Annotated in this window: 15 protein-coding genes and 1 pseudogene; 10 read left to right on the top strand and 6 right to left on the bottom strand. The window is 36.9% G+C overall.

What is annotated here, in order from left to right; translation table 11 throughout:
• The first annotated feature begins 13 nt into the window (after positions 1 to 13).
• Together murI and J7604_RS18450 are read left to right on the top strand one after the other, a co-directional pair.
• Positions 14 to 835 (top strand): glutamate racemase, encoded by an 822-nt coding sequence (gene murI / locus J7604_RS18455; protein ID WP_293898868.1) that lies wholly within the window; start codon positions 14 to 16, stop codon positions 833 to 835.
• Between the two features lie 111 nt (positions 836 to 946).
• The gene (locus J7604_RS18450; protein ID WP_293898865.1) at positions 947 to 1,252 is read left to right on the top strand and encodes a hypothetical protein; all 306 of its coding nucleotides are present in this window, start codon (positions 947 to 949) and stop codon (positions 1,250 to 1,252) included.
• Positions 1,253 to 1,263: 11 nt separating this feature from the next.
• Here J7604_RS18450 and J7604_RS18445 read toward each other — a convergent pair whose 3' ends face one another.
• Together J7604_RS18445 and J7604_RS18440 are read right to left on the bottom strand one after the other, a co-directional pair.
• Positions 1,264 to 1,578: a DUF3817 domain-containing protein gene (locus J7604_RS18445; protein ID WP_293898862.1), complete on the bottom strand. Its 315-nt coding sequence runs from the start codon at positions 1,576 to 1,578 to the stop codon at positions 1,264 to 1,266.
• A 60-nt stretch (positions 1,579 to 1,638) separates the two neighbouring features.
• Complete coding sequence (locus J7604_RS18440; RefSeq protein WP_293898859.1) at positions 1,639 to 2,379, bottom strand: copper resistance protein NlpE N-terminal domain-containing protein; 741 nt, start codon at positions 2,377 to 2,379, stop codon at positions 1,639 to 1,641.
• A 308-nt stretch (positions 2,380 to 2,687) separates the two neighbouring features.
• Between J7604_RS18440 and J7604_RS18435 the strand changes: the two are divergent.
• Both J7604_RS18435 and eutC read left to right on the top strand, forming a co-directional pair.
• Positions 2,688 to 4,060: pseudogene (locus tag J7604_RS18435) on the top strand (ethanolamine ammonia-lyase subunit EutB).
• On the top strand, positions 4,057 to 4,803 hold the full coding sequence (eutC, locus tag J7604_RS18430) for an ethanolamine ammonia-lyase subunit EutC (RefSeq protein WP_293898856.1): 747 nt from the start codon (positions 4,057 to 4,059) through the stop codon (positions 4,801 to 4,803). The pseudogene J7604_RS18435 and the gene eutC overlap by 4 nt, the downstream one beginning before the upstream one ends.
• Before the next feature lie 4 nt (positions 4,804 to 4,807).
• On the opposite strand, the gene J7604_RS18425 is transcribed toward eutC, so the two are convergent.
• Positions 4,808 to 5,710, bottom strand: a complete 903-nt coding sequence (locus J7604_RS18425; RefSeq protein ID WP_293898853.1) for a class I SAM-dependent methyltransferase — start codon at positions 5,708 to 5,710, stop codon at positions 4,808 to 4,810.
• Positions 5,711 to 6,111: 401 nt separating this feature from the next.
• On the opposite strand from J7604_RS18425, the gene J7604_RS18420 reads away from it, so the two are divergent.
• The 5 genes from J7604_RS18420 to J7604_RS18400 all read left to right on the top strand — a co-directional run bounded on the left by J7604_RS18420 (position 6,112) and on the right by J7604_RS18400 (position 12,350).
• Positions 6,112 to 6,561: a 3-oxoacyl-ACP synthase gene (locus tag J7604_RS18420; protein WP_293898850.1), complete on the top strand. Its 450-nt coding sequence runs from the start codon at positions 6,112 to 6,114 to the stop codon at positions 6,559 to 6,561.
• 231 nt (positions 6,562 to 6,792) lie between these two features.
• Positions 6,793 to 8,532 (top strand): DUF1800 family protein, encoded by a 1,740-nt coding sequence (locus J7604_RS18415; RefSeq protein ID WP_293898847.1) that lies wholly within the window; start codon positions 6,793 to 6,795, stop codon positions 8,530 to 8,532.
• 18 nt (positions 8,533 to 8,550) lie between these two features.
• On the top strand, positions 8,551 to 10,245 hold the full coding sequence (locus J7604_RS18410; protein ID WP_293898844.1) for a DUF1501 domain-containing protein: 1,695 nt from the start codon (positions 8,551 to 8,553) through the stop codon (positions 10,243 to 10,245).
• Positions 10,246 to 10,252: 7 nt separating this feature from the next.
• Entirely contained in the window at positions 10,253 to 11,128 is an 876-nt protein-coding gene (locus J7604_RS18405) for an outer membrane beta-barrel protein (protein ID WP_293898841.1), read from the top strand.
• A gap of 10 nt (positions 11,129 to 11,138) precedes the next feature.
• Positions 11,139 to 12,350 (top strand): hypothetical protein, encoded by a 1,212-nt coding sequence (locus tag J7604_RS18400; protein ID WP_293898837.1) that lies wholly within the window; start codon positions 11,139 to 11,141, stop codon positions 12,348 to 12,350.
• A 100-nt stretch (positions 12,351 to 12,450) separates the two neighbouring features.
• Here the strand turns inward: J7604_RS18400 and J7604_RS18395 are convergent, their stop codons facing one another.
• Both J7604_RS18395 and J7604_RS18390 read right to left on the bottom strand, forming a co-directional pair.
• Positions 12,451 to 12,885 carry a DMT family transporter gene (locus tag J7604_RS18395; RefSeq protein ID WP_293898834.1) on the bottom strand — a complete coding sequence of 145 codons (435 nt, stop codon included), beginning with the start codon at positions 12,883 to 12,885 and terminating at the stop codon, positions 12,451 to 12,453.
• 159 nt (positions 12,886 to 13,044) lie between these two features.
• Complete coding sequence (locus J7604_RS18390) at positions 13,045 to 13,242, bottom strand: CsbD family protein (protein ID WP_293898831.1); 198 nt, start codon at positions 13,240 to 13,242, stop codon at positions 13,045 to 13,047.
• 323 nt (positions 13,243 to 13,565) lie between these two features.
• On the opposite strand from J7604_RS18390, the gene J7604_RS18385 reads away from it, so the two are divergent.
• The gene (locus J7604_RS18385; protein WP_293898828.1) at positions 13,566 to 14,678 is read left to right on the top strand and encodes a hypothetical protein; all 1,113 of its coding nucleotides are present in this window, start codon (positions 13,566 to 13,568) and stop codon (positions 14,676 to 14,678) included.
• Positions 14,679 to 14,684: 6 nt separating this feature from the next.
• Here J7604_RS18385 and J7604_RS18380 read toward each other — a convergent pair whose 3' ends face one another.
• Positions 14,685 to 15,260 (bottom strand): c-type cytochrome, encoded by a 576-nt coding sequence (locus tag J7604_RS18380; RefSeq protein ID WP_293898825.1) that lies wholly within the window; start codon positions 15,258 to 15,260, stop codon positions 14,685 to 14,687.
• Between the last annotated feature and the right edge of the window lie 111 nt (positions 15,261 to 15,371).

Genomic DNA, 15,371 nt, shown 5'->3' with positions numbered 1-15,371 from the left:
TAAATAATAATTCATGGAAAAAGGGCCGATTGGGGTATTTGACTCAGGTTTTGGAGGGTTAACAGTTCTGAAAGAGTTTGAAAAATTACTCCCTGAATACGATTACCTTTATCTGGGAGACAATGCACGAGCTCCATATGGAACCAGGTCATTTGATACTGTTTATCAATATACTCTTGAGTGTGTAAAGTACCTTTTTGATAAAGGATGTCATCTGGTCATTTTGGCTTGCAATACAGCTTCTGCTAAGGCATTGCGAAGTATTCAACAGCAGGATTTAGATGCTATTGATTCGGAAAAAAGGGTTTTGGGTGTGATAAGACCAACAACTGAAATAATTGGCTCTGTTTCTCAAACACGACATGTTGGTATTCTGGGAACCAAGGGCACTATAGAATCAAATTCTTATCCTATTGAGATTCACAAGTTTTATCCGGATATAAAAGTATTTCAGGAAATTTGTCCAATGTGGGTTCCATTGGTGGAAAATAACGAATATGATGGCCCTGGTGCTGACTACTTTATTGAAAAGCACATTATTAATATTTTGTCTCAATCCTCTGAAATAGATACGCTTGTGTTAGGCTGTACGCACTATCCTTTGCTTGCAGAGAAAATACAGAATTACCTTCCTTCAGAGGTAAAGCTTGTGTCGCAAGGAGAAATTGTAGCTAAAAGTCTTAAAGATTATCTCTTAAACCATCCCGGAATGGAAGGAAAATGCTCAAAAGGTAGTTCTTGTACTTTTTATACTACAGACTCTACAAACAGCTTCGATGCTGCAGCATCCGTGTTTCTGGATAGGAAAGTAGAATCTTTGCATATCACTTTGTAAAAAGTCGCTCACATCGGGATATCAAAAAGGATACTCGATTAAATTGATTTCATTGACGAAAGTGGAACGAAAGGAATTCATTTGGGGTTTTTAACCTGAAATTCTTCTCAAATGAAAGACAAAAAAGCTTTTTTAAGTATGCTGGACTGGTTGAACAAACAATCAGTAATCTCGGAATACAAGCCTCAGTATTATAAGATAATTAAAGGGGATACCAATAGCAGTGTTACCGAAATACTTGTTCACCTGAATCTTGCGGATAAAGTGGAAGTAATTTCTTTCCGAGTGTCGCCTGCCGGATTTTGTTATAAAGTAAATAGTGAAACTGTGTGCCTAAAGGAGAATCATTACGTGGATTTTTTGCTGGATCTCTATCTTCAGATGAGGACAAAGACCCAGGTAAAGTACCTCAATTAAGAATCCAGAGGTTAAGCTCCAGCTTCTTCGTTTTCTCTGAATAACTTCACATCTGCATAGAATGTCCCGAAGGGAATAATGGAAGCCAAAAATGCGATGCAGGCTTTTTTGAATGTCCAGTTATATTGAATAGTAGACTGGATTACTAATAAAACATAAAGGACAAAGAGTAATCCGTGGGCCATTCCCGTCATGCGAACAGGCTCCTGGATTCCTCCGATATATTTGATAGGCATCGCAATGAATAACAGTATCAAATAAGAGAGGCCTTCCACAAAGCCCACTATTCTTAGTCTGCCTAAGGTGCTTTTATATAGATCTTTCATATTTTTTTAACGAAAGATAGGCACAAATATTGATTTTGCAATCAGATGGGAAAGCTGTTTTTACTGACATTTGAAGCCTGGTTTGATATCCAGTACTTTGGTGATAGTCAGGTATTCTCTGGTTTGTCCTGATTCGCCAGGTTTCTTTTCCGTATAGCCTTCAATGGTGAAATATATCTCTTCTCCCGGATTTTTTTTCTGATGCATATACACCTGTTCCGCATATTTGTATAAAATTACAGGCTCAACAATCATAGGTGTTTTTGCCTTGCATTTTCGAAATGTTGCGGCATCAGCAAAATACCTGAAATATCCACTTAGCTTGACTGATGGTTTCTTTACCTTATAAAGTACATATGGATATTGATCTTTAGGTGGGGTTGTTTTTTTGCCACAATCAACCAACTGTTCCGTAGTGATTTTTAGAAAATTGTCAGCTTTTTTTTGGCCTTCGGGATAAGTCTGAATGAGTAATGCACTATGAGAATCTTCATTTCCGATGGTGCTTTTCCAATAGCCTTTGGTCAGATAGGTGGTGGTATCTCGTTCTATATAATTTTGTTTTAACTCAAAATCTCCTTCTTGTTTTTCCGGATCATGTGTTAATTTCAGCTCTTTTCGTATCCCTGGACAATCGGCACAGGGGAGTACGCCTATATAGATTTCCCGCACAGGTTCGGGTACTATTTCCTTTGCTTCGAAAATGACATCTTCTTCTGCCAATCCTTCAGAATTTGGTTTCTTCTCTACGTGGCAAGCCAGTAAGAACCCAATCAGTAATAACACGAGGTTTCCCTTCATAGTAAAACTTTTTAAATTAACCTGAAAATGAAGTCTTCGTTTTTTATTTCTCCTTATTTTTTTGAATCTTTTCCTTATTAAATTAAACAATCATTTATACATCAGTATTTTCGGTAAAATTTTATGGACTTCATCCCCTAACGCTTCTCTTGAGGAAAAGGGAACAGTCGATGAAAGAAAGATTTAAAACTGATATGGGCAAATAGCATTCGCATTGAAGCGCTCCTGAAGGAGAGGGACTTAGGGTGAGGTTTAAATTTGGAAATAATTTAATCTATTAATTTTAAAAAGCTTACTTTATCTATTCTATGGCCTATAAATATTTATCGGGAAACCAGACATACGTGTTCAGAGATCTTAAAGACCTTATGGCCAAAGCTACTATGCTGCGTTCCGGTGATCAACTGGCAGGCATTGCTGCTGCAACTGAGAAAGAAAGGGTAATTGCAAAAATTCTTCTTGCTGATGTTCCTCTTAAAAAGTTTCTGGAAGAGCATCTGATAACATATGAAAAAGACGAGGTTACAAGACTGATTATAAATGAGCATGACGCAAACGCGTTCCAGGCTATTAGCCACTTGACTATAGGTGGTTTTAGAGACTGGTTGCTCAGTGGAGAAGTTACTTCTGAAATACTTAAAGGCACTGCTTCTGGTATTACTCCTGAAATGGCAGCAGCCGTATCCAAAATTATGAGTATCCAGGATATGGTTTTAGTAGCCTCGAAATGTGAAGTAATCACCCGTTTTCGAAATACTCTTGGACTTAAGGGCCATTTTTCAACCAGATTACAGCCAAATCATCCCTTTGACGATTTGAAAGGAATAGCTGCATCTGTGGTGGATGGCTTGCTGAAAGGTAGCGGAGACGCGGTGATCGGGATAAATCCTGCTACCGACAGTTTCAAAATCACCGGTGAGCTTCTGATAATGCTTGATACATTGATTGGAAAGCTTAATATTCCTACCCAGTCATGTGTTCTGGCGCACCTAACCACCACAATGGAACTGGTTGAAAAAGGTTATCCTGTTGATCTTACTTTTCAATCCATTGCCGGCTCTGAAAAAGCAAATTCAAGTTTTGGTATAAATTTGTCTATGCTTCAGGAAGCTCATGAAGCCACTATAGCCTTAAAGAGAGGAGTACTTGGTAATAATGTAATGTATTTTGAAACAGGCCAGGGGAGTGCTTTGTCGGCTATGCACATCATGGCGTAGATCAGCAGACCATAGAGGCAAGGGCATATGCAGTGGCAAGAAAATATCGTCCTTTGTTGGTAAACACCGTAGTTGGTTTCATTGGTCCGGAATATTTATTTAACGGAAAACAAATCATACGAGCTGGTATTGAAGATCATTTTTGTGGCAAACTTTTGGGATTGCCGATGGGATGTGATGTATGCTATACCAACCACGCAGAAGCTGATCAGGACGATATGGATAATCTACTTACACTACTTGCCACTGCTGGTTGCAATTATATTATGGGAGTGCCAGGCGCGGATGATATTATGCTTAATTATCAGAGTACCTCCTTTCACGATGCTCTTTATGTGAGAAGGTTATTGGGATTAAAACCTGCTCCGGAGTTTGCAAAATGGTTGTCAGGTATGAAAATCATGAACCCTGATTTTACACTATCCGGAAACCGTGATCTTACCAAACTTATTGACCTTTTATGATAGAAGAAGAATTCTGGAATAATCTGAAAAGGTTTACCAATGCCCGTATTGGCCTCAGAAATTCAGGTACAAGCATCTCTACTGCTGACCAGCTCAAGTTTCAGCTTAGTTTTGCAGAAGCTAAAGATGCAGTACACAAAGAATTGGATGAGGCTTTGATCTGCGAACAATTTGCCGGTCAGGGATTGCCAATGTATTTTATGCAATCTCAAATCAATAATAAATTCCAGTTCCTATACAGGCCTGATCTGGGAAGGAAATTAAGTGCCTCATCAGTTTCCTTACTAAACAATTTAAATACACAGCCTTCTGATATAGCTTTTGTAATTTGTGATGGATTGTCTCCTACAGCCATTCATCATCATGCCTTTAAATTTTTAACGGAATTTATGTCAAAGAATATAGCTTATACTTATTCATCATTATCAGTTGTCAGATATGGTCGGGTTGCTATAGGAGATGAAATCGGATTCCTTTTAAAGGCAAAATTGGTAGTTGTGCTGATTGGAGAACGGCCAGGTTTAAGTGCGCCTGACAGTATGGGAATTTATTTCACCTATAATCCTAAGCCAGGCTTAACGGATGAGTCGCGTAATTGCATTTCAAATATTCATAAAAATGGATTATCATATTCACAAGCTTCAGAAAAGTTAAGTGTTCTCGTCTGTGAATCATTGAAAAGAAAAATTTCTGGTGTGTATCTGAAAGATAGACCAGATGATTATAATTTGTTAATTCCGTAAAGTCTCAAAGCCTTGTAACGATAGTTCGCTGATGATCTGTATTGATATTTTTTCTATCAACTCTATACCTTTTTTTATCCAGGTGTTCTTCAATGAAAGGGAGTGAAGGAGCATAGTGATATGCCCCACCTTGTTTCAGAGATTGTAAAATTTCCATGTACTTTTGAGCGTATTCCAAATAAAATCCATCTTCTCTTAAATGATTGTTCAGGAAATGGCTTGTAAAGGAAAGATTAGAAATAATAGTTCCCCAGCTATCCGGTTTAAATTCATATTCAAACCAGCTGATTTCATACAGCCATGATTCCTTTTTATTTAAAAGGCGATCTATACCAATTACATTAAGTTCTTTTTCTTTCAGATAAGCAGATAAATGTGCATGTTCTCCACAACCAATATCCAGAATGGGTTCCAGTATATTTTTAGGATTTAAATCCAGAAGTTCCAGTTGCAATTCTGCTGAATATTCAGAACATACAACTTCAACAGCCGTTTTTTGGTTAGATGGATTGAATTTTTCTATATGTGGATTAGAGTAAGAAAGCCAGGTAGTCAGTCTTGTAAAATGTCTTGAGGCAATATCAGATAAACTTATTTGCTGGTCGCTGAGCTCTGATAATAATTTTTTATAGATTTTTCTCAGAATGGATTTATCCCGCTCATTTACTGTAATGTATTGATTGGTTTGAAAGAATTCCCGGAGGACATTGGATAGTGTATATTCTATAAGACTTTCCTGAATAGCAGTATCGGATAGGATTTCCCCAAATTTATGTCTCTGGGAAAGTATGTTGTTTCCTTCACTGAATTTGAATAAAGCGTCTCTGTCAAAGTAGTAAAGATTCTTGCCTTTATTTGCCTGAATCTGTTTGTCAATAGATCGGTGAAAGGATTGGATTTCCGGCATTGAATTTTAAATTTCAATTTAATATAAACTAAACTTAGCGAATGAAATTCATATTTTATAAAGATTTTAACTTTTGTCGGATGAAGGGAACTTATAAAAAAATAATTCGTTTAAATTGGAAAATATTAAAAATTAAATTAAGCTTGATTCGTTAAACATAATATTGTTTTATCTTAACTGTTTACCTATATGTCAAAATCACAAGACGCCAAAAAAGAAACTAAGAAAAAGCCTACTAAGACTCTTAAAGAGAAGAGAGCCGAGAAGAAAGAGAAGAAAAAATAAGTGGGTTTAAAAAGTTTAAGTGTTGAAGTCTTCCCCAACCGGAAGACTTCTTCATTTATATGCTATTCTAAATTTGAGATTTTAATAAAAATAACATCATTTAAAAAAATCAACTGATGTCTGTTAAAGTAAAATTGTATGAACTATGTACTGCTTTTGTAGAGCAGAGAATAGCCTCATCTCAAAAGGCCATTGAGCATGCTCAGCTTGCTGCCAATGAAGAGACCAAAAGCAGTGCGGGAGACAAGTATGAGACAGGACGAGCAATGATGCAGCTGGAGATTGAAAAGCAATCAGTACAGCTTGGTGAAGCAATGAAATTAAAGCAGGTGCTTTCACAGATTAATCCGGAAAAATCAACAGATATTATACAGTCTGGAAGCCTTATTACTACAGATCAGGGGAATTTCTATATTTCTATCAGTGCAGGAAAATTGGAAGTTGAAGGAAGTATATATTTTGCCGTATCACCTGTTTCGCCTATCGGAGCTTTACTTATGGGTAAAAAGTCTGGAGATTCAGTTCAGCTGAATGGAAAAACTTTTACTATCAGAAAGATAGATTAATAGAGTTGGCGTTGATCATGAAAATTGTATTAATTCCTGATAATCAATATTGTTAAACGATTTGAAGTCGCTTGTTACCGGATATGTGGGGAAATTTAATTTTGAATGTATTTTTTAAAATTATATTTTTTGTAGAAATTATTGACTGATAGAATCTTTCGCTTTTAAAAAGCGTAAACAAAGGTCGGATTCCGAGGGAAGATTCTCAAACTCTTAACACCTTAAATAATTATGCCGTTAGCACCTTTTACCGGAGTATTAGGAAAGAAAAATGCTGCCCATTTGTTAAGGCGGGCAACGTTTGGAGGTACCAAAGCAGATATAGACTCAATATCTGGTCTTACTGCATCTCAGGCAATTCAACAATTGTTTGTTACAACTACAGATCCTTTACCTCCTATAGATCCCGTCACCGGAATAACGTGGGTAAATACATTGCCTGTTTCCGGAGATAGTGAAGACGGTGACTTGCAAGGTTTTTTTATGAGATGGTGGCTGGGAATGCTGGCAGGAGCAGGAATAGAGCCTTCTCAGAAACTTGCTTTTCTGACCAGAGAAAAAATAGTTTTTCTTCTTCATACTCATTTTACCACAATACAGGAAACAGTAAATAATAGCAGAGCTCTATATTTTCAGAATGCTTTGTTCAGAAAGTTCGCTTTTGACAATCAACCAGATCCTTTATGGAACTTTAAAATGCTTACCAAAAAAGTCTCTATGGATAATGCCATGATGGTATTACTTGATGGCAGACTTAATGTGAAAGGCAGACCAAATGAAAACTACGCCAGAGAGTTTCTTGAATTATTTACCATCGGTAAAGGTCTTCCTGGATATGTGCCGCCTTCAACTATTCCCGGTGACTATATTTATTTTACAGAACAGGATGTACAAGCTGCAGCCCGAGTGTTTTCAGGGTATGACACAGACTTTACATTTCTTACAATAGATGAAGATACCCAATTGCCAAGGGTAAAAGTAAAAGCTACGGGAACTGTAGCGACACAACATGATAATGATCCTAAGGTATTCAGCGATCGCTTTGGAAATACTGTTATCACACCTGATTCTACTTTACTGTTTGGAGATAAAGCTACAGAAGCAAGTATGCTGGATGAGCTGGATCAGCTTATAGAAATGATCTATGCTCAACAGGAAACTGTGAAAAATATTTGCAGAAGGATATATAGATTTTATGTATATCATGAAATTACACAGGCCATAGATAATGGTATTATTGCTGATATGGCAAATACTTTTGTAGCCAATAATTTCAAACTTCAGCCAGTGATCATGGAGCTCTTGCAAAGTCAGCATTTCTATGATTCAGCAACTCCAACGGTAGATGATAATAATTTCGGAGCTTTGATAAAGTCTCCTCTTGATCTGGTTTTAAATACACTAAGATTCTTTGAATATAATTTACCGGATCCACAGACAGAAGCAGAGAAGTTTTATGAGACGGCTGGTAAAATCCTTGATTCAATGAAGTTACAGGGAATGAATTTCCTGAATCCTTATGATGTAGCAGGGTACGATGCTTATTTCCAATATCCTTTATACAATAGAAACTGGATCTCAGCAAACACGCTCACGCAAAGGTATAAGTTTATATTCGATAACATCAGGGTTGATAAAATGGAAGAGGGGGAAATTGAAATGGACATTCTTCTCTTTATCCAACAAAGATTTGCTAGTGTAGCATTGAATCCTGATGACCTTATCAAAGAACTGGCATCTTACCTTTTGCCTATGTCGCAGGCAGAAACTGAGATAACAGTGGAACGTCTTAATTATTTCAAATCTCAGTTTTTTGTAATTGGAAAAGGCTTGCCACAAGGCCCTGAAGTATTCTGGGAATTTAGCTGGAATAATGCTAATACAATACCCGAGAGCAAAGATGATGCAAGAGGTATGTTGCAATACCTTTTAAATGCAATGCTACAGTCGCCCGAATATCAGTTATTTTAATCAGGAAAAAACAGTCTTATGAAAAGAAGAGACTTTATTAATAAACTCCCGGCTCTAGGTGCAATTTCCTTTGCGCTTGACGGCATATTTTTTAAATCCATGTCTATGGCATCTCCACTACAAAGGCTTGCAGCGGAATGCCCTAATGACAGAGTTTTAATCATTCTTCAGATGCATGGAGGTAACGATGGCCTGAATATGCTTATACCTGCAGGTGATTATGATAATTATCAGAATGTGCGTCCCAATATTGCTATTCCTGAAAATGGAAATCGTAAATTTATATTGTTAGATAGTTCCCTTACTGCTGAAAGATCTGTAGGCTTGCATCCGGATATGGTTGGAGTGAAAGATCTATATGATCAGGGAATGGTGAGTTTTGTGCAGGGAGTATCCTATGAACATCATAATGGTTCACACTTCAGAAGCAGAGATATCATGTTTATGGGTGGCGGGTCAAACGATTACATCAGCTCGGGATGGGTAGGACGATATCTGAAAGACCATTACGCACCACAAGTTTATCCTAATGATTTTCCTAATGACAATATGAAAGACCCGCTGGCATTGGAATTTGGCAGCGAAGTATCTCTTATATTTCATCAAGGAGATAACATATCTACAGGAATAGCTATAGATAATCCTCAACAGTTTTTTAACCTTGTGGAACAACTTCCAGGCTTTGATGATGTGGAAGGGGTAGACCCTAGAGGAATTCCTCCTACAAGTCTGAATAACTCTCCTTATGGAAAGGAAATGAAATGGCTGCTTGACCTGGAGCAGAAAACAGATCAGTACGACGACAGACTTCTTGCGGTATATAACGAAGGTAAAAAGTTTGATCCGAATGTTACATATCCTACGACATATCCGCTGAGTGCGCCTGGAAGCAGGATCAAAAATCCTCTTGCTGGATATTTTAAAATTATTGCAAATCTTATCAGTGGTGGCTGCAAAACCAAAGTGTTCCTTGTGAAGATCGGAGGTTTTGATACACATGCGCAACAGGTGGAGGCGAATGATCATACTACTGGTAATCATGCAGCTTTGATGTATCACATTTCAGCGACTATGAGAGCTTTTCAGGAAGATCTGAAATTGAGAAGTATTGATCATCGTGTGTTGACTGTAACTACCTCTGAATTTGGAAGGAGAGTGTATTCAAACGGAAGTTATGGAACAGATCACGGTTCAGGAGCGCCTGTGATGCTGTTTGGAAAAGGAGTTATACCAGGCGTTATTGGTAATAACCCTGATCTTTCTAAGGACAATGTTGAAATGCAGGTGGATTACAGACAGATCTATGCATCTATTCTGAAAGAATGGCTTTGTGTGGATCCTTCGAAAGTAGATGCCGAATTTGGAACCATCTGGGGCGATTATCCAGGAAAAGGCACAGTGCTTCCAATTGTTAATCCTGATGTAACTGCTGTTAAAGATTTTCTGGATAAGAGGATCAGGATGAACAGCTGTTATCCTAATCCTGCGAGTTTTGCTACGACTATCTCATTCAGCATAAATAATGAAACGAATGTTGAAATCAATATTCTGAATGCTAACGGTAGTGTCGTTAAAAATGTACTCAATGAAAAACGTGGATATGGCGAACACAGAGAGATGGTGGACCTTCGCGACATCCCTTCAGGTATTTATTATTATGAGATAAAGGCTGGAGCGTTGAAAGACGTTAAGAAGCTGGTAATATTAAAGTAGCATCGGAATGAAGAGGATTTTAGTCTATCATATTTTTACTGTTTTTATTTTATTTCTTCTGGTGAGTTTCAGTGCAAATGCTCAGGGAAACCGAAGACGCACTCCGACTTCCAGAAGAAATGCTGAATTCCTTGAGAAGCAATGGTGGATAGGAGTGAGAGGGGGACTTAGTTATTCAAAGGTAAAACCTGGAGACAGGTATTCTGTATTCAGTTCCACTGAAGGACAAATCAGCAGTCTGGATAAAAAGTATAATGGCTTTAAAGGTGCTGGAGCCTGCGCAGGTCTTGAAGTTACCTTTACATATAAAACCATTTCGCTAAGCTTTCAGCCAAATTATCGAAGACAGAGATTTAGCTATAGCAACAGATATGAATGGAAAGACACTTCTGATGTAGTGACTTTTGATTTGAACTATAAACAGGATCATCAACTGGATTATATTGAACTGCCGCTTTTGATCAAATATGACATACTTAAGAATGCAATTAAGCCTTATGTACAGGCAGGTTTTTACTATGGTATATTGAGTACAGCCAATAAAAAGGTAGAAATCAGCGGTACAGATAAAGCCTCCGGAGGAACTAATTTTACCCAACCAGATATATTAGTTGGAGCAAAGGATTTATTTATTAAATCTTCGATAGGATTTATGGCAGGTGCAGGGGTGAGCTATGATGTAGGAAATATAAAGGTTTTATTGGACGTCAATTACAGACTAGGTGCCAATAATATTACAAACAGAAAGAATAGATATACTAATAATACCCTTAGTGGTGCTGGTGATGCGCTGGATGATTTGAAGCTTAGGAATATCAGTATTAATTTAGGATGCCTGCTTCCAATGAGGTATGTCAATGCAAATAATTTCAGATCAAGATAATAGTGTCGGAATGAATAGAATTACAGTATTTTTGGGAGCTTTAATTATATTCTTTTTTACATCTTGTGATGTTAAAAAGAATAAAGATGTAAAACCCGAGACTTTTTTGAAGATCTATGATCATTCTGATATTACATCAGAATATAGTCCCTATGATATACAGCAAACAGCAGATGAAGGCTTTCTGATCCTTGGAGGAAGAAAGGTTGCTGAGTCTCCTTTTAAAGGAGTGTATGTGATGAAGACTGACAAAGACGGAAATTTTGTGTCTGAGCAAAATGTTTCTTCGGATTATGTTAATCCGGTCAATCAATTGATAAAAGTTGGAAACCAGATATTCTTCTTCTGTATGGACCGCCTGAGCCTTGAAGCAAAACTCATGAAGGTGGATGATGCCGGCATTACAATAGAAGTAGCGGGATTAGGACTGCTTTACCCGCTTTATGCCTCTTTAAATGGAGATAACAATAGTCTTACATTACTTAGTTATAACAGAGATGATAAGCAGACTGTCGTTTCAAGAATAAGCACCAATGGTGCTATACTTAATCAGAAATCATTTGATATCGGCTTTGGAGATTTTGATGCAGAACAAGCCATTATTGAACATCTGAGTGGGCAAGGGAAACACCTTCCTTTTTTCTGTGGACAGTTAAATGGAAATATGTATTATTTCAATGCATTTTACAGGTACACACTTTCACTTGTTTTTTTTGATATGCTTTCAACAGATAAAAATCCAAGGGTTGGTTTAGTACAAGGTTACCAGGATGAAAGAGTGATCAGTAGCCTTGTATTTAAAGGGAATGGATTCGCTATCTCAAGGTTTGCTTATGGCGAAAATTTCTTTATTCCTAATGTCACACTGAATTATGCACCTAATGCAGTTTCTTCCAGTTCTGACATTCCCGGTAATAAAATGTTTGAACTACAACCTGATGCCAATGTGGTTCTGAAAAATTGTGCTTTAAATAATGGGAATGCACTTGTTTATGGCTCCGATACTAAATCAGGACAAATTGCATTGTATTTTTATGATGTGAACAGTGGAATGCTTTTAGGTAATAAATACTTAGGGTCTATGAATCCTTATAAATTGGCGGGCTATACTGTTGCAAATGACAAGAGTCTTGTGGTTGCAGGTACAACTTGGATTGCAGGAAGGTTTCCTCGAATTTGTATCTTTAAAGTATCAAAAGAAGAGCTGGAAGAAGCGATGTAATTGTGTTTTTCATAACCTCTGCGTTCCTCGTGTCTTCTTTTTAGGACTAAGTGTATTTACTTTTCGAGTTTAATTATCCTGACAAAGAAAAGATCGATAATTACTTTTTATTGAAAAGATAAATTGAACACCCCAGAAGAATGATAGCGCTTAGTCTTTTCCAGTCAATGGGAATCTGTTTATCACCTATAAAACCAAAGTGATCTATCAATGTGCCTGTTATCAACTGACCAGCGATAAGCGTAACAAGTGCGGCTGCAATTCCTATTCTGGGAACAGCATTAACCATAATAAGAATGTAGACAGCTCCGAGTAAGCCACCTGTCAGCTGCCATTTTGGTGTTTCTAAAGCCGACATAATGTTTCCCTTTCGCATAAAAGTCATTAAAATGGAAAGAAAAATGGTGCCAACCAGGAATGATATAAATGCAGCTTCCAGAGCGCCTACTTTTTTACCCAGAGTACCATTAACGCCTGCCTGAATGGATGTTGCAGCTCCGGCAAGAAATACAAGTAAAAGTATGATCCAATTCATTTATTATTCGAATGAAGACTTGAAATTACAATATAAAAATGAAACATTATTTTTGAGGTGATATTAATTCAAAAAATGGAATAAAATAAAAAGCCCCAACTGAGGGGCTTTCTTTATGTTGATTTTACATATAAACTATTAAACATGAATAGTCGTCAGTTATTCATGGTACTCAGATTCAAAAACAAGGGCACGAACTTCATCTTTTGTTTTGCCTGTTTTCTTTTGTAGTCGGCCGATAAGTTCATCTTCTTTACCTTCTTCATAAAGGAGATCATTGTCGGTTAAATCGGCAAATTCTTGTTTTAATTTGCCTTTCATTTCCTTCCAACTACCTTTCAATCTCAGGTTATCCATAATATTAGAATTTAATGATTGGTAATTTTTTTCAAGGCCTCTGCCTATATTAAAAACACCCGCACTTGATAAAAAGATCTTTATTTAAAAAAAAACTTAAAAATTTTTAGAATAAAATTATAAGAGGTTAAGTTGTTAGTATCGAGTGTTTTCTCTTTTGGTGAGCAATAAGCGAGGTTATACATAGTTAACCAGACCGAGTATAGGTTGAAAAGGTATATAATTTTTTTGTTGGTGAATTGCACATTTTAGGAAACTAGGTAAGAATAATTTTGAATATCATCTTTTTGATCAGTATTTTTATTAATCTCAAATAGTTCAATATGTACAAGTTTAAAGGTTTTAAGTCGGTTGTTTATTTAGTAATCATTTTTCTATCAATGTCTTGTAAGAAAGATAAAGATACACCGGTTGATGGAAATAATGGGGTTACCTTTCTTAAAGTGGGAAGTGCTTATACTTATACTTATTCAGGAGAAACTGTCACTTCTTCGGTGGAACAGGAGGCTGGTAAGGATACCTTTCTGATAAGGAACTCTTCTCAGACAATAGATACCATATTTCCGACAGTATATTATGCCTTGAAGGATGGAAATTTCTCCAGATCAATCAGATTGAGGGATCCCGCTTCTTATGTATTGGTTTGTAGATTTAATCAGCCTGAGGGAACCACCTGGAATGTAACTGATGAATATGGAAGAGCCTCTGTTTTAACTATAGATTCAGTTAATGCAAAAGTGAACACCGGTAAAGGATTGATTACTGATGCGATAAAAGTTCGAAAAGTTACCGGTAATTATACAAGCTTTGATTATTATTCACCTTCTACTGGTTATATTGGTCAAGGTTCTGTTGGTACATCCGCACCAATACAATTAACGGATTATACTGTATCATCAGTAGCACCTTCTGGAGTATCCTATCCTATTACTTTTGGTAATTTTCCATTTACTAAAATTGGTAATGAATGGACGTTTGAAGAGTCAACGGGTTCCGGAAAAGATAATGTTACCAGATCCATCGATAATAAAGTCGGAAAATCTAATATCTACAAGGTAAAAGTGACCCGTGAATCGCAGCCTAATACTGTTACACTTGAGTATTGGTATGAAGACCATGGCAGACTGATGGTCTATGAAGATGGTGAGAATGCCCTAGAGGCTGATGTTGTTTATATAGATGAATCAATATCTAAAGTTGGTGACGGTTGGGTTTCCAAAACTAAAAACGGAAGTGTTTTACTTTCAAGAATCAGCAATGTGAACGCTTTACTGACTACTGACTGGGGGCAATTGCAATCTGAGGAAATAGAGATTAAAAACAGAGAAGGTTTGTCAGTTAAAGATTATTGGAATAAAGAAAAAGGGAATCTTTTAACTACAGGTGATATTAGCAGAGTGCTGTTAAATTCTAATGCAAGGATTTCAAAGTTTTAAATAGCATTATTTATTTATATCCTTCCTCGATTTCGAATCAGGGGGGACATTTCTTACAGGTTTTGTTGATTTCAGGAATGTGAAGATTGCTTTTAAGTCTTCCTCCGTCAACACAGCAAAAGAAGGCCAGGGCATAGGCGGTTGCAATGTTCTGGCCTTTTCTATTCCTTTGTATTTACCCTGTTTCATAGCTCTGTTAAATTGCTCCTGAGTCCATCCTCCAATGCCTGTAGGATCTGAAGTTATATTTGCAGCATAAGAAACTCCCCAAGGACCTGCAGATGCTGTACCTTCCTTAGAAAAAATTGCCCAGGTACGTGTTAATGAAGTATCTATGTCTTTAAGCTGCTTATGGGATGGATGGCCAGATAGAGTCAAATCCGGATCAGGAACAAACCCTTGATCAGTCTTCATTTTAGGCGAATGACAATCAGCACAAGCCATTATCGTTACTAAATATTCCCCTCTCTTTAGCATACTGTCGTTGGAAATATTTTCTTTATTCTCTGTCTCTTTCTGAGTTTGACTGCAACTATAAAGAAAAATAGAGATGATAAAGACTTTAATAACTTTTATATACATAATGACTTGAATCAATTTGCAACAGGAAACATGCGGAAAATTGATTTGTTTGGGTTTGAACTTCGCTTAAGATTTAATGATGTTTCGCTAATGTCTTAAACACTATGAAAG

The sequence above is a fragment of the Sporocytophaga sp. genome (assembly GCF_017745095.1).
GTDB lineage: Bacteria > Bacteroidota > Bacteroidia > Cytophagales > Cytophagaceae > Sporocytophaga.
Note: the sequence above shows the minus strand (reverse complement) of the source record. Positions and strands in the feature narration are given on the sequence as shown.

Bases quoted from the DNA above. Each gene is read 5' to 3' on its own strand.
- murI (WP_293898868.1), top strand. From the start codon at position 14: ATGGAAAAAGGGCCGATTGGGGTATTTGACTCAGGTTTTGGAGGGTTA.
- J7604_RS18450 (WP_293898865.1), top strand. From the start codon at position 947: ATGAAAGACAAAAAAGCTTTTTTAAGTATGCTGGACTGGTTGAACAAA.
- J7604_RS18445 (WP_293898862.1), bottom strand. From the start codon at position 1,578: ATGAAAGATCTATATAAAAGCACCTTAGGCAGACTAAGAATAGTGGGC.
- J7604_RS18440 (WP_293898859.1), bottom strand. From the start codon at position 2,379: ATGAAGGGAAACCTCGTGTTATTACTGATTGGGTTCTTACTGGCTTGC.
- eutC (WP_293898856.1), top strand. From the start codon at position 4,057: ATGATAGAAGAAGAATTCTGGAATAATCTGAAAAGGTTTACCAATGCC.
- J7604_RS18425 (WP_293898853.1), bottom strand. From the start codon at position 5,710: ATGCCGGAAATCCAATCCTTTCACCGATCTATTGACAAACAGATTCAG.
- J7604_RS18420 (WP_293898850.1), top strand. From the start codon at position 6,112: ATGTCTGTTAAAGTAAAATTGTATGAACTATGTACTGCTTTTGTAGAG.
- J7604_RS18415 (WP_293898847.1), top strand. From the start codon at position 6,793: ATGCCGTTAGCACCTTTTACCGGAGTATTAGGAAAGAAAAATGCTGCC.
- J7604_RS18410 (WP_293898844.1), top strand. From the start codon at position 8,551: ATGAAAAGAAGAGACTTTATTAATAAACTCCCGGCTCTAGGTGCAATT.
- J7604_RS18405 (WP_293898841.1), top strand. From the start codon at position 10,253: ATGAAGAGGATTTTAGTCTATCATATTTTTACTGTTTTTATTTTATTT.
- J7604_RS18400 (WP_293898837.1), top strand. From the start codon at position 11,139: ATGAATAGAATTACAGTATTTTTGGGAGCTTTAATTATATTCTTTTTT.
- J7604_RS18395 (WP_293898834.1), bottom strand. From the start codon at position 12,885: ATGAATTGGATCATACTTTTACTTGTATTTCTTGCCGGAGCTGCAACA.
- J7604_RS18390 (WP_293898831.1), bottom strand. From the start codon at position 13,242: ATGGATAACCTGAGATTGAAAGGTAGTTGGAAGGAAATGAAAGGCAAA.
- J7604_RS18385 (WP_293898828.1), top strand. From the start codon at position 13,566: ATGTACAAGTTTAAAGGTTTTAAGTCGGTTGTTTATTTAGTAATCATT.
- J7604_RS18380 (WP_293898825.1), bottom strand. From the start codon at position 15,260: ATGTATATAAAAGTTATTAAAGTCTTTATCATCTCTATTTTTCTTTAT.